Raw genomic sequence first — 14,109 nt, 5'->3', positions numbered from 1 at the left:
CCGGGTCTATTTCGTTACCCGAGATGAATATCAACTCATTGACACCACGACCGGAAAAACGCCAGACTCGCGAACGTGAATGGAATTCCCCGTCTCCTTCTGGCCGCCACCCTCGTCCTGGGCGGCTGTTCCGCAACGGGAGACGCCGCTGAGACCCCCGCACCCAGCGCCTCGATCCAGGCCTCGTTCGGTGGCACCGACCTGGCCTGGATCGAGATCAACATCGCGATGGACGAGCAGCTGCTCCCCCTGCTCGAGCTGCCGCCCCGGCGTACCACCGATCCCGACACCCTGGCCCTGACCACGCAGGTCAAGGCGTTCACGCAGGCCGAGCTGGGCACGCTGCGCCAACTGCACACGCGGGCCGGGCTGCCCGCCGAGAACCCGCACGAGGGCATGCCGATGCCGGGCATGGTGACGCCCGAGCAGGTCACCGAGGCGTCCAAGCTCGCCGGCCCGGCGTTCGACGTAACCGTCACCAAGCGCATCCGGGAACATCTGGTGCAAAGCCAAAACCTGGCCCGCAGCGAGAGCAAATCCGGGATCGAAGGCCAGACCCGGCAATTGGCTCTGCAAATTCTGCGGACCAGGGAAGTGGCGCTGTCCACAATCAGCACCACTGATTGAGAAGGGCGCCGATTTTTGGTTATCGGCGCCCTCGTCGTACGTCAGGGAAGTTGATAGTTCTCGTTGAGGGCGGCGCCGCGGTCCGGCTTGTAGAGGTCGAAACCGCGCGGGTCACATTGCAGGCCGCCGTTGATGCAGTGCCTGGTGAGGGCGGCCAGGGTCGGGGCGTCCCAGGCGTTGAAGACGTCGTAGTGGAACGAAAAGCCGCGGCCGCTGGAGAAGTGGACGTTGCGCATGTCGCCACTGACCGGCCAGGCCATCTTGAACTCGATCATCGGAACGGCGACCGGGTGGTCGGCCGGGCAGACGCCGAGGACCGGGTACGCCATGTGGCTCTTGTGGTCGGGCGTGTCCAGGTGCAGGCCGTCCCAGCAGCTCGGGGCCTGCATGCGGGCGTTGAGCTGGGTGCCCGGGGCGCAGGTGGCGGGGATGTCCCAGTTGAAGGAGCTGTCGCCGCACTCGAAGCCCTCGACGGCGCCGGGGCTGTTGCGGAAGTCCTCGAGGGTGGCCTGCGGGCTGCCGACGACGTAGCGCAGGCCGGCCGGGAACGGCCGCACGCTGCGGTAATCGATCACGCCGGACTTGTAGTAGATGACCTGACGGCCGATGGGCTGGACGGCGGTGTCGCCGTTCAGCAGGGTTGGCATCCAGTAGCCGGTCTTGTCACCCGGCGTGATGCACGAGGTGCCACCGGCCTGGAGCGTGGCGAGGGTGGTTCCCGCGTACGTGGTCGTGTTGCCCATGAAGGTGTGTGAGTGCGAGGCGCCCGGCAGCTTGGGGAAGACGATCGGGTCGTCGTTGAGGTTGGAGCGGCTGACCGAGCAGTTGGCCTGGAACTCGTGGTGGGTGGTGGGCGGATTGGTGTCGGGCGGGACAGCGGTTGAGGGGGTCACGCCGGTGACCGGGGGATCGGCCGGGACGTATCCGGGGCCGTCGGTCGGGGGCGGGCTCGTGTACGAGCCGTACACCTGGAACTCGTACAGCGAGTAGCCGTAGCCGGTGCCACGTTGCGTTCCGTAGACGCGGACGTAGCGGCCCTGCCCGGTCACCGGGAGGGTCTGGGTGCCGCCGGCGCCGTTCGCGGTGCTGTAGATCGTGGTCCAGGCGGTGCCGTCGGCCGAGGTCTGGAGCTGGAAGGCTTTGGCGTACGCGGCCTCCCACGTGATCTTCACCGACGAGACGGCGGCCGTGGCGCCGAGGTCGACGCGCAGCCATTGCGGGTCGGACCAGGCGCTTCCCCAGCGGGTGGCCGGGTTGCCGTCGACCGCGGCGGCGGCTGGGGCGCCGCCGTTCTCGGTGGACGAGGCGAGGGTGGGGCGGTTCTGGGAGAGCAGGGTGTCGGCGGCTTCGGCTCGGGGTGCGGCGACGAACACGAGGGCCGCGGCCAACAGGACGGTGGGGATCGCTCTGTGCGGGGTCACAGACTTTCTCCTCTCGTGGAGAGCGCTTTCCGAGTCTGCGCTCCACGCGCACGACCGTCAATGTCCGGCCGGTTCCGGAACCGGCGATCGCGCAGATCCGGGAGAGCGCTCTCCGTGTGCTATAAAGACGGTCATGCGAAGCGGAAGGGCCCCGACCCTGGAGGACGTGGCCCGGGTCGCGGGGGTCTCGCGGGCGACGGTCTCCCGCGTGATCAACGGCATTCGCAACGTCGACCCGCAGCTGCACGAGGTGGTGTGGGAGGCGGTCGGCCAGACCGGCTACGTGCCCAACCGGCTCGCGCGATCCCTGGTCACCCGCCGCACCGGCACGGTGGCGCTGATCGTCTCCGACTCCGAGACCCACGACGACGACCCGTTCATGGGCCGTTTCTTCGCCGACCCCTATTTCGGGCGCGTGGTCGGCGGGCTGATGAGCGTGCTGCGCCGGGAGGGCGTACAGCTGGCTCTGCAGATCGTCGGTACCGACGAGGGCAAGAAGCGCCTCGTCGGCGACCTGCGCAGCGGCCAGGCCGACGGCGCGATCGTGCTGTCCCTGCCGGCGGCCGACCCGCTCCCGCGGATGCTGGCGGAAGCGGGCGTCCCGGCCGTGATGATCGGCCGTCCGGCCGAGCCGGTACCGGTCGACTACGTGGACCTGGCCAACGACACCGGCGCCGCCATGGCCGCCGAACACCTGCTGTCCCGCGGCTGCCGCCGCATCGGCATGATCTCCGGCCCGGCCGACGTCCCCGCCAGCAGCGACCGCATCTCCGGCTTCCGCCGCGCCATGGCCCGCCACGGGCACGGCTGGGTGCCCACGGCGGCGGGCAACTTCACCCAGGCCAGCGGCGAGACGGCCATGCGTACGCTGCTGGCGGAGAACCCGGCCCTGGACGGCGTCTTCGTGGCCAACGACCTGATGGCCCTGGGCGCGTTACTGGCCCTCCGCGAGGTCACCCGGTCCGTACCCGGCGACATAGCGGTGATCGGCTTCGACGACAGCAGCGCCGCCACCGCCGCCGCCCCCCAGCTGACGACGATCCGCCACCCCCTGGAGGACATGGCCGCCGAGGCGGCCCGCCTGCTGCTGGCCCGCGTCGAGGAACCATCCCTGCGCGTCGCCTCGGTGATCTACGAGCCGTCCCTGATCCGCCGAGGCTCCGCCTGAGATCAAAATGCCTGGACGCCGACCGGTGACGTCGCGTATCCCCACTGCATGGACCGCTACATCATGTCGGCCCCGGACGCCGTCCGGCTCGTGGACAGCCTGGACGCCGCGGAGGTCGAGTTCGCCGTCTCCGGCGGGTGGGCGGTCGACGCCCTGCTCGGCGAGCAGACGAGGGAACACGCGGACCTCGACCTGTTCCTGCCCGCCGAGGACCTGGCCAAGCTGGTCACCGCCCTCGGCCACCACGGCATCGACCGGATCGAGCCCCGCCCCGACACGCGACCATGGAATTTCGTCCTGCACGACGGCCGCCGCCTGCGGGTGGACCTCCACCTCTACGAGCCGCTACCGGACGGAGCCCTGCACTACGGCCCCGCCACCGAGAACTTCTCGTTCCCGGCCGAGGCCCTGACCGGCGTGGGCACGATCGCCGGCCGCCAGGTCCGCTGCGAGACCCCGGCCTGGTCCGTCCGCTGGCACACCGGCTACCCACCCCGCCCCACCGACCACCACGACGTGCCGCTGCTGTGCCAACGCTTCAACCTCGCCTTACCGCCCGGCTTCCACGCTTGAGGGCGGTCGGACGACCGTCATGCTTCACGCGCCCTCGCGGACGATCTGACGGATACGCTCCCGGCTGTAACCGGTGGCAGCGACGATGTCCACCTGACGCATCCCCGCTTCGCGGGGCGGATTCGTGTGGTTGTGGGCGTGCTCCCGGCGTACGGGGAAATGGGTTTATTGGAGGAAAGCGCCCAGCGGGGAGAGCAGCAGCCGGTTGAGGTCGGTGGCGACGCGGTCGAGGCCGGCTCGTTCCTTGTCGAGGGCGCCCATGTCGTTGCGCAGGCCCCACAGCTTCTGGGCGTTGCGCCAAGCGACATTCCGGGTGTATTCCACCGCCTCGCCCTGCCACCAGTCGTCCAGGCAGCCGTTCATCATGTCGATCAGCAGCTGCCATTTCTCGAGATAGCCGCGGCGCAGGCCGGGGATCGAGTCGGCGAAGATCTCGTTGATGACCAGGTAGTCGTGGTGTTGGTCGCTGTCGTCGACCGGCTCGGTGCCGATGTGGTCGAACGTCGTGACCAGCGCGAACGGCAGGTCGTAGTTGATGTGCGCGTTCACCCCGGCGCAGGCCGACGGCAGCGGACGGCAGTCCGGGCCGGGGATGCGCGCGAACAAGCTGGACCACACCTGCGGGCAGCGTGGGCTCAGGTCGGTGCCGGCCCAGGCGCGCAGCGCGTCGAAGTAGCGTGCCGCGAACTCGACGTCCAGCCGGGACAGGAACGCCGGATCCTTGAACTCGCCGTCGTAGAGCTTCTCGAGAACGCCCTCGGTGATCGTCAGATACAGCTTGTTGAAGTCACAGAGCGGGTTCTCCAGCAGCAACGGGGGCACCCGCGTCAAGATGTCCTGCAGCTTCGTCAGCTGGTCGACAACGGCGGGCACGTCGTCGGGGTACCCCTGCAGGAGATCGGTCATCTCCCGCTGCATGGGTCCCCAGACCGACTGTGTCATCGGTTCCTCCACGGCGATTCTCGGCGGAGGGCCCCCAGCACCATCCCGGTGGCGGTGGCCACCGGGATGGTGCTCCCCCGTGCGGACAGCCTTTCACCGGCTACCTACGTAGGGATCTGTAGAACTACCTATTCGCGCGACGTTTATAACGAACAGGTCACGCCGCGGTCAGAAAGACCCGGCTTGCCTGTACGCGCGTACGCACCTGAAGCTTGTCGAAGATGTGCCCGACGTGCACGCCGACCGTGCGCTCGCTGATGAACAGCCGCTCACCGATCTCACGGTTGGTCAGGCCCTCGGCCAGCGCGGCCAGCACCTCACGCTCGCGCTGGGTGAGAGCGCCCAGCTCATCGCCGGTGTCGGGCTCGGGCGGGGCCATCGGCACCGTGTCCGCGTCGTCGGCCAGGGCCACCCGGTAGCGCTGCGCCACCGAGACGATCTCGGCCGCGAACGGGCGGGCACCCATCGCGATCGCCGTCGCGTACGCCTCGCGCAGCGGCGTGACCGCCGTGGCCCGCTTGACCTTGCGCTGGAGGATGGCCTCGGCCTGGCGCAGCCGGGCGTACGCGGCCGGGTAGGGCTGCTGGCGCTTGTCCCAGGCGCCGGCCGCACGGGCCCAGGGCGTCGGATCGGGGCGGCCCTCGACCCGGCTGATCTCGGCGTTGCAGAGGTCGATGTACGCGTCGACGACGGCCCTGACCTGCACGGCGGCGTTCGTGACCCCGGCCGCCATGCGGTTGACCGACGCCTTGAGCCGGCGCAGGGCCAGCGGGTCGACCGGGTCGCCGGCCGCGTGCGCCTCGGCCTCGGCCCGCAGGCCGTGCCAGGCCAGGATGCCGATCAGGACCAGGTCGTCGGAGCGGGTCTCGAGCAGGCCGCGCTGCACGGCGGCGCGGGCCTCGGGCCAGCGGGCCAGCCACATCGCGTTGCCGGCGCGCAGGGTCAGCATGGGCAGCACGTGCCGGGCGCCGCCGCCGGCCAGCAGGGTGGCGACCGCGTCGAGGTCGCGGTCGGCCTGCTCGGCGTCGCCGAAACCGACCCAGAGGCGGCAGCGGGACAGCAGCAGCTCGACCGCCTCGGCCCCGGACGGGCGGTGCCGCATCGCCGTGTCCAGAACGGCGTCCGCCTCGGCCCACTGACCGACCCGGAACAGGCCGTTGGCGGCGATCGCGAGCAGGCGCGACGCGTACGTCCGGCTGGCCTTCTCGGCGCCGCGGCGGGCGACCAGCACACCTTCCTCGATGCTGTTGAGCGGGCCGGCCAGCAGCTCGGCCAGGTGCAGGTAGGCCACGCCGATCTCGTCGGGGTGGCCGCTGCGCTCGGCGATCTCGACCGCCTGCCGCAGCACGGCCAGCCCGGCCGCCGGGTCCTCCCGGAAGGCGGCGCTGTAACCCAGGGCGGCGCTGGCCCGGACCAGGTCGGCGCTGTCGGCGCCGGCCATCTCGAGGGCCTCGCGGGCGCGCACGTTGGCGTCGGCGTAGCGGCCCAGGTGGACCAGCAGCTCGGCCAGGTGGGCGGCGGCCGAGGCGCGCCGGGCCGGGTCGCAGTCGGGCGCCTCGAGCGCGAGCACGTACTCGGCCTCGGCCGGCGCCGAGCGGCCGGCCGCGGTCAGGTAGCGGGCGCGGCGCAGGTGCAGGTCGCAGGCGCTGGGCGCGTCGGCCCGGGCGGCCAGGTCGTCGAGGCGGGCCAGGGCGCGCTGGTGCTCGCCGCAGCGGTGGGCCGACTCGGCCGCGTGGGCCAGCAGCTCGGTGCGCTCGGGCGCGTCGTCGGTGGTCAGATCGAGCGCGGTCGACCAGTAGCGATGGGCCTCGGTGAAGCCGTAGAGGGCCTCGGCGTCGCGGGCCGCGGCCACCACCGAGGGCAGGGCCCGGGCCGGTTCGCCGGCGCGCTGCCAGTGGTGGGCCAGGCGTGCGTGGTCGGGGGCGGTGTCGCCCGACTCCAGGGCCTCGGCGTACCGGCGGTGCAGGGCGGTGGCCTCGGCCGGCAGCACCTCGCCGGCCAGGATCTCGGAGACCAGGCGGTGGCGCAGGCGATAGCCGTCCTGCTGGCTGATCACGAAGCGGTGGGCCACGGCGGCCCGGACCGCCTCGATGAGCTGGTCCTCGGGCAGCGGCACGATCCGGGCCAGCACCTGGTGGCCCACCGGCTCGACGCCGGCCGCTATCGCGCGGACCACCGAGTAGGCCGCCGGGGGCAGCTCGTCGACGCGGGACAGGAAGATCTCGCGCAGCGTGTCGGAGAGCTCGACGCGGCCGTCGCGCAGGTCACGGGCCAGTTCCTCGGCCACGAACGGGTTACCGCCGCTGCGCTTGTACACCCGCTCGGCGTCCTCGGGGTCGACCCGGCCACCGGCGATCGCGGACACCAGCTCGACCGTCTGCTCGCGGTCGAGGGGGGCCAGGTCGACGACGCGTACGGACCGCAGGCGGCGCAGCTCGGCCAGGACCTTGCGCAGCGGGTGGGCGCCGTGCATGGCCTCGGCCCGGACGGCGGCCAGCACGGCCAGCGGCACGTCGCCGAGGCCGGCGAGCAGGTAGAGCAGCAGCTGACGGGTGCTGCGGTCGGCCCACTGGAGATCGTCGAGGACCAGCAGCAGCCGACGGCCGCCGGCCACCTCGCGCAGCGCCTGGGACACCCGGTCGAGCAGGTCGCCGGCGTCGGCGGGCTGGACATTGTGGTCGAACTGCCGCAGGGCCTGAAGAACCGGGTGCAACGGGGAGGCGTCACCGATGTCGAGACAGGTTCCGGACAGCACGGCGAAGTCCGCGTCGCGCATCGCGGCGGCGGTCTCGCGCAGCAGCCGGCTCTTGCCGACCCCGCTCTCCCCGGTGAGGAACACCGCGGAGGTGCCACCCGGTCCCGCGTTGCGCAGATCGGACTGGATCTGGGTCAGCGTGCCGGTACGCCCGACAAGCGGCCCGTCCTCCTCGCTGGCCATGCAGGGCAGCCTAGTGCGAATCGACCTAGCACGTTGTCGGCGGTTCGGTCTGTTCTGCGTCACATAAGCGACGGGGTCTTGAAGTGTCAGAGATACGTCGTTCAGCAGATCCGCCGGGTGGACGGCGGCTGGCACCGTTCTCCCGGGGCACAGCAAGGAACTGGGGGAGCGTGAGACATGACCGCAATCGCTATGGCGGAGCAGGAGCGGCGTCAGACCGTGTCCGTCCTCTTCATCGACATCGTGGGCTTCACCTCGTTGATCGACGACCTGGACTGCGCGGTGGTCCGTGCGTTGCAGCGCGACTACTTCGGGATCGTCAGTGAAGTGGTCCGCTCCGGCGGAGGAGTGGTGGAGAAGTACGTGGGGGACGCGGTCATGGCGGTGTTCGGCACCGACGAGACCGGGTTCGGCCCGGAGGCGGCCGCCTCGGCGGTACGGGTGGGCCTGTCGGTCCAGGAGGCGTTGAGGGGGCAGCTCCTGGCCGGCAGGTTCGCTGTACGGACGCGGGTGGGCATCGCCACCGGCGACGTGATCGTGGACGTCGCGGCGACCCGCGACTTCGGGCACGGCATGATCAGCGGCAGCGTGGTGGCCACGGCCGCCCGGTTGCAGGCGTACGCGCCGCACGACACCGTGGTGGTGTGCGCGTCGACCCGGGAGGCGTCCGACGAACTCATCGCCTACCAGGAGCTGCCTCCGGTACGGGTGGCGGGCAAGCCGTACCCTCTGGACTTGTTCCGGGCGCTGGAGCCGCAGGGGGCGCTCTGCGTGGCGTAGGTCACCCCGCGTTACCTTTGTCGGTATCGTCCGGTTCTTCGGTGGGCCGGTACCGGCTCGGTTGGCGGGAAGTGTCAGAGGCTCCCGGTAGGCTCGCCGCGACCTGACCACCCACCAAGGCCGATCGGGAGTGCCACCTCGTGACCGCGGAGATCCTGTACGGGGCCGATGACCTCACGCACCTGGAGGGGCTTGACGCCGTCCGGAAGCGTCCGGGCATGTACATCGGCTCCACCGACAGCCGGGGCGTCAACCACCTCGCCAACGAGATCATCGACAACTGCACGGACGAGGGCGTGGCCGGCCATGCCACCAAGGTGGCCGTCACGCTCTACGCCGACGGCTCGGTGCAGGTGGAGGACGACGGCCGGGGCATCCCGACCGACGTCAACGCCAAGTCCGGGCTCAACGGCGTCGAGCTGGTGCTGACCCGGCTGCACGCCGGCGGCAAGTTCGGCGGCGCCGGCTACAAGACCTCCGGCGGCCTGCACGGCGTCGGCGCGTCCGCGGTGAACGCGCTCTCGCTCCGCTACGACGTGCAGGTCAAGCGCGACGGCAAGGTCCACGAGATCTCGTTCCAGCGTGGTGTGCCCGGCTCGTTCGACGGCCCCGGCCCGCAGGCCAAGTTCCACCCCGAGTCGGGCCTGCGCATCGTCCGGCGGATGAAACGCGGCGAGCCCAGCGGCACGACCACCCGGTACTGGTACGACGCCCGCTACTTCGAGGCCGGGGCCAAGCTCGACGCCGACGTGGTCCGGGCCAAGCTGCGCAACACGGCGTTCCTCGTCCCCGGCGTGATGTACACGTTGCGCGACGAGACCGGCGAGGAACCGACCACCGAGACGTTCCACTTCCCGCGCGGGCTCACCGACATGGTCGAGTTCCTCACCCACGCGGGCGACAAGCCGGTCTCGGGCATGCTCCTGGTCAACGGCGAGGGGACGTACAAGGAGAACGCCGCCGACGCGAACGGCGTCATGCAGTCCAACGTCGTGCGCCGGGCCGAGGTGGAGATCGCCTTCAGGTGGGGCACGGGCTACGACCGTACGGTCGAGAGCTTCACCAACACGATCCGCAACGTGCACGGCGGCACCCACCGCAAGGGCTTCGAGCGGGCCCTGGTCCGCGCGCTCGGCGAGGCGATCCGCAACACCCGCGGGCTGCTCAAGCCCAAGGAGGAGGTGCCGGTCCTCGACGACATCCTCGAGGGCATGACGGCGGTCATCCATGTGCGCGTGCCCGAGCCGCAGTTCACCTCGCAGACCAAGGACGAGCTCTCCACCGCCGGCGTCACCCGGGTGCTCCAGGGCCTGGTCGAGGCCCACCTCAAGGGCTGGATCGAGGACCGCAAGACCAAGGCCGAGGCCCGGACGGTCCTGCAGAAGATCGTCGACGCGGCCCGGGTGCGGCTGACCCAGAAACAGCAGAAGGACGCGGCCCGCCGCAAGACCGCGCTCGAGGGCGCGTCGATGCCGCCCAAGCTGGTCGACTGCCGGGCCACCGGCATCGCCCGCAGCGAGCTCTACATCGTCGAGGGTGACAGCGCGCTCGGTACGGCCCGGATGGCCCGCAGCTCCGAGTACCAGGCGCTGCTGCCGATCCGCGGCAAGATCCTGAACGTGCAGAAGGCGTCGCTGCAGCAGGTGCTCGACAACGCCGAGTGCTCGGCGATCGTGCAGGTGCTGGGGGCCGGCTCGGGGCGCACCTTCGAGATGAGCGCGATGCGGTACGGCCGCGTCATGATCATGGCGGACGCCGACGTCGACGGCTCGCACATCCGGACGCTGCTGATCACCCTGTTCGCGAAGTACATGCGCCCGGTGATCGAGCAGGGCCGGCTTTACGCCGCGATGCCGCCGCTGCACAAGGTCGTCACCAAGGGGCGCAACTCCGAGACGATCTTCACGTACACGCAGCAGGAGATGGACACGACGGTCGCCCGCATCGAGCGGGGCGGCGGGTCGGTGCACAAGCCGGTCAGCCGGTTCAAGGGCCTCGGCGAGATGGACGCCGACGAGCTGTGGGACACCACGATGAACCCGGCCACCCGCACCGTCCGGCGCATCACGCTCGACGACGCCGAGCGGGCCGAGGCCACCCTCGAGCTGCTGATGGGCGAGCGGGTCGAGCCCCGCAAGAACTGGCTGATCGAGGCGGCGGGCCGCATCGACCAAGAGACGATCGACGCCTGAGAGGCTCTGTCACAATGGCACGCCGTAAGAACACCGACAACCGCGTCGACCTGTCCGCGTTCGACCAGGCCGGCGCCCGCGTCATCGACAACCCGCTCACGACCGAGGTCGAGGACTCCTACCTGGAGTACGCCTACTCGGTCATCCACTCGCGGGCGCTGCCGGACGCGCGGGACGGTCTCAAGCCCGTACACCGGCGCATTCTCTGGTCGATGTCCGAGCAGGGCCACCGCCCCGACCGCGGGTACGTCAAGTCCGCCCGCGTGGTCGGCGACGTCATGGGTAAGTACCACCCGCACGGCGACGTCGCCATCTACGACGCCCTGGTCCGGCTCGCGCAGGACTTCTCGCTCAACGCGCCGCTGATCGACGGGCACGGCAACTTCGGCTCGCCCGACGACGGCCCGGCCGCGTCGCGGTACACCGAGGCCCGCATGTCGCGTGAGGCGATGCTGCTGGTCGGGGAGATCGGCGAGGGCACTGTCGACTTCAAGCCGACGTACGACGGCAGCGACGTCGAACCCAAGGTGCTGCCCGCCGCGTTCCCCAACCTGCTGGTGAACGGCACGTCGGGCATCGCGGTCGGCATGGCCACGAACATGATCCCGCACAACCTGGGCGAGGTCGTCGGGGCCGCGCGTCACCTGATCACCCACCCGGACGCCGATCTCGACGAGCTGATGCGCTTCGTGCCCGGGCCCGACCTGCCCACCGGCGGTCAGCTGCTCGGGCTCGACGAGGTGCGGCGGGCGTACGAGACGGGCCGCGGCGTGGTGCGCATGCGCGCCAAGGCGCAGACCGGGCTGCTCGAGGGCGGCCGGGGCCGGCAGGCCATCACGGTCACCGAGTTGCCGTACGGCGTCGGCACCGAAAAGATCATCGAGGCCATCACCGACGAGGTGAAGGGCAAGATGATCACCTCGGGTCCCAAGCGGGGCCAGCGTCAGGCGGCCCGGCTCCAGGGCATCGCCGACGTCAAGGACCTGACCGACCGCGAGCACGGCACCCGGCTGGTCATCGAGTGCAAGGTCGGCGTCAACCCGCAGGCCCTGCTGGCCGACCTCTACCGGCTCACCCCGCTGGAGACGTCGTTCGGCATCAACAACCTGGTGCTGGTCGACGGCCAGCCGCAGACGCTGGGCCTCAAGGCGCTGCTCGAGGTCTTCGTGCAGCACCGCTACGACGTGGTCACCCGGCGGACGACGTACCGCCGGACCAAGCGCCAGGACCGGCTCCACCTGGTCGACGGCCTGCTCATCGCCCTGATCGACATCGACCGGGTGGTGGCCATCATCCGTGGCAGCGACGACGCCGCGTCGGCCAAGGCGTCGCTGATGAGCGAGTTCTCGCTCTCCGACATCCAGGCCACGTACATCCTGGACACCCCGCTGCGGCGGCTCACCCGTTTCGACCGGATCGAGCTCGAGACCGAGCAGGAGAAACTGCGCGCCGAGATCGCCGAGCTGTCCCGCATCCTCGACAACGAGGACGTGCTCAAGCAGGTCGTCTCGGACGAGCTGGCCGAGGTGACCAGCTCGTTCGGCGCGCCCCGGCGCACCACGCTGATCGGCGGTGACCTCAAGGAGGTGCTGGCCGCCTCGGTGCCGGCCGGCCCGCTCGAGGTCGCCGACGACCCGTGCCAGGTGATCCTGTCGGCCACCGGCCTGATCGCGCGGACCGCGGCCGAGAGCGAGGAGGCCGCCGAGGGGCGCCGGCGTTCGGGCCGGGTCAAACACGACGCCGTACGGGCGGTGGTGCACTCGACCGCACGCGGGCGGATCCTGCTGATCACGAGCCGGGGCCGGGCCTTCAAGACCGACGTGCTGCCCCTGCCGGTGCTGCCGGAGCAGATCGGTACGGTCTCCCTGCGGGGCGGGGTGTCGGCGTCCGAGCTGGTCCCGCTGGAGAAGGGCGAGCGGGTGGTCGGCCTGGCGCCGCTGGTGGGCGAGGGTCTGGGCATCGCCATGGGCACCCGGCAGGGCGTGGTCAAGGTGGCCGCCCCCGAGTGGCCGGTGCGCTCCGACGAGTTCGAGGTGATGACCCTCAAGGAGGGCGACGAGATCCTGCAGGCCACGTGGATCACCGACCCGGCCGTGTGGCTGACGTTCGTCACCTCGGACGCGTCGCTGCTGAAGTTCCAGGCCAAGAACGTCCGGCCGCAGGGCCTCAAGGGCGGCGGCATGGCCGGCATCTCGCTGTCGTCGGGGGCCGAGGTGATCGGCTTCAACGCGGTGTCGACCACCGACGACGCCCACGGCGAGCCGATGGTCGTGACGTCGACCGGCACTCAGGTGAAGGTCTCGCCGTTCGCGTCGTACCCGGGCAAGGGCCGGGCAACCGGCGGCGTACGGGTGCAGCGTTTCCTCAAGGGCGAGACGAGCCTGACCGTGGCCTGGGTCGGCCCGCGCCCGGTCGGCGCGAGCAAGACGGGCGACCCGATCGAGCTGCCGGAGCCGGACGCGCGCCGCGACGGCTCGGGCGAGGCGGTCCTGATGGGGCCGCAGATCATCGGCCACTTGATCGAGCGAGGCTAGCCCACCGGCAGGCGCCTCCGAGCGGCGAAACCGAGATCACCGCGGTGATACCAGGCGATCTCGGTTTCGCCCTCCAGCCAGCACAGGTCGACCGGCACGCCGTCGAGGTCGGACGGAAAATCGACCAGCAGCGGGGCCAGGCTCTTGAGTACGGCCCCGGTCTGCTGGATCTCGGTCATCAGGTCGTCGAGGCGCGCGGTGGCCGCCTTCCACTCCGGCAGCCCTCGGCCGCCGGCGTTGACCACGGCGCCGACCTCAGCCGCGTCCGCGCGCACAGTAACGATCTCGTCGAGGACGGGCCGCAGGCGGTCGAGTTCCGCGCGCGCCTCGGCCAAGGTGAACAGGCCCATGGCGACAAGCATGTCTCATCGACCGCCACCTCCCCGCAGCGGTTCTCACCGGAACCGCGCTCGCTCTCATCGTCGCCGCGCCGGGATTCGCCGCCTTCACCGAGGCCCTGACCGAAGGGCCTCCGACCCACCCCGCTTCCGGCCACCCACTTCCACCGCCCACGGCCCGGACCGGGTCACCCGGGCGTCGTCCCGTTCGCCGCAGCGCCCCGCGGCCGGCAGCGCCCGCCACCCGACGGCGGAGCGGGAACCGCAGTGGCGCAGCATCGCCGGACCGCGGCGGCGCGACCACAGTGGCGCAGCATCGCCGGACCGCGGCGGCGCGACCGCAGTGGCGCAGCATCGCCGGACCGCGGCGGCGCGACCGCAGTGGCGCAGCATCGCCGGACCGCGGCGGCGCGACCACAGTGGCGCAGCATCGCCGGACCGCGGCGGCACGACCACGGCGGCGCAGCATCGCAGGCCCACAGAGGCGCAGCCGGTTGTGGTAGGGGACCACGGCAGTGCCGAACTTCAGAGCGCCGGATCGCAGCGCCGCAAGTCCAACGGGCCACACGCCCGCCAGGCCGCGGAGCCGCCGAACG

Annotated in this window: 10 protein-coding genes; 6 read left to right on the top strand and 4 right to left on the bottom strand. The window is 71.0% G+C overall.

What is annotated here, in order from left to right; all coding sequences use genetic code 11:
- The first annotated feature begins 75 nt into the window (after window positions 1–75).
- The gene (locus ACGFJ7_RS16455) at window positions 76–627 is read left to right on the top strand and encodes a DUF305 domain-containing protein (protein ID WP_392642605.1); all 552 of its coding nucleotides are present in this window, start codon (window positions 76–78) and stop codon (window positions 625–627) included.
- Between the two features lie 41 nt (window positions 628–668).
- Here ACGFJ7_RS16455 and ACGFJ7_RS16450 read toward each other — a convergent pair whose 3' ends face one another.
- Entirely contained in the window at window positions 669–2,048 is a 1,380-nt protein-coding gene (locus ACGFJ7_RS16450; RefSeq protein ID WP_392642604.1) for a DUF1996 domain-containing protein, read from the bottom strand.
- 133 nt (window positions 2,049–2,181) lie between these two features.
- On the opposite strand from ACGFJ7_RS16450, the gene ACGFJ7_RS16445 reads away from it, so the two are divergent.
- Complete coding sequence (locus ACGFJ7_RS16445; RefSeq protein ID WP_392642603.1) at window positions 2,182–3,216, top strand: LacI family DNA-binding transcriptional regulator; 1,035 nt, start codon at window positions 2,182–2,184, stop codon at window positions 3,214–3,216.
- 48 nt (window positions 3,217–3,264) lie between these two features.
- Window positions 3,265–3,789, top strand: a complete 525-nt coding sequence (locus tag ACGFJ7_RS16440; RefSeq protein ID WP_392642602.1) for a nucleotidyltransferase domain-containing protein — start codon at window positions 3,265–3,267, stop codon at window positions 3,787–3,789.
- A 165-nt stretch (window positions 3,790–3,954) separates the two neighbouring features.
- On the opposite strand, the gene ACGFJ7_RS16435 is transcribed toward ACGFJ7_RS16440, so the two are convergent.
- A complete protein-coding gene (locus ACGFJ7_RS16435; protein ID WP_392642601.1) occupies window positions 3,955–4,731 on the bottom strand; it encodes a DUF5995 family protein in 777 nt (258 codons plus the stop codon).
- Between the two features lie 157 nt (window positions 4,732–4,888).
- Window positions 4,889–7,669 (bottom strand): AAA family ATPase, encoded by a 2,781-nt coding sequence (locus ACGFJ7_RS16430; RefSeq protein WP_392642600.1) that lies wholly within the window; start codon window positions 7,667–7,669, stop codon window positions 4,889–4,891.
- A gap of 177 nt (window positions 7,670–7,846) precedes the next feature.
- Between ACGFJ7_RS16430 and ACGFJ7_RS16425 the strand changes: the two genes are divergently transcribed.
- The 3 genes from ACGFJ7_RS16425 (at window position 7,847) to ACGFJ7_RS16415 (ending at window position 13,175) form a co-directional block, all read left to right on the top strand.
- Entirely contained in the window at window positions 7,847–8,449 is a 603-nt protein-coding gene (locus ACGFJ7_RS16425; RefSeq protein WP_360240058.1) for an adenylate/guanylate cyclase domain-containing protein, read from the top strand.
- A gap of 140 nt (window positions 8,450–8,589) precedes the next feature.
- Complete coding sequence (locus ACGFJ7_RS16420) at window positions 8,590–10,641, top strand: type IIA DNA topoisomerase subunit B (RefSeq protein WP_392642599.1); 2,052 nt, start codon at window positions 8,590–8,592, stop codon at window positions 10,639–10,641.
- Window positions 10,642–10,655: 14 nt separating this feature from the next.
- Entirely contained in the window at window positions 10,656–13,175 is a 2,520-nt protein-coding gene (locus tag ACGFJ7_RS16415) for a DNA topoisomerase IV subunit A (protein WP_360240052.1), read from the top strand.
- On the opposite strand, the gene ACGFJ7_RS16410 is transcribed toward ACGFJ7_RS16415, so the two are convergent.
- Complete coding sequence (locus ACGFJ7_RS16410; RefSeq protein WP_360240049.1) at window positions 13,172–13,525, bottom strand: DUF2203 domain-containing protein; 354 nt, start codon at window positions 13,523–13,525, stop codon at window positions 13,172–13,174. The two genes, ACGFJ7_RS16415 and ACGFJ7_RS16410, sit on opposite strands and share 4 nt — an antisense overlap.
- Window positions 13,526–14,109: the final 584 nt, after the last annotated feature.

The sequence above is a fragment of the Actinoplanes sp. NPDC048988 genome (assembly GCF_043197815.1).
Lineage (GTDB): Bacteria > Actinomycetota > Actinomycetes > Mycobacteriales > Micromonosporaceae > Actinoplanes.
The sequence above is the reverse complement of the archived record's forward strand: the minus strand, read 5'-3'. Positions and strand labels throughout refer to the sequence as shown.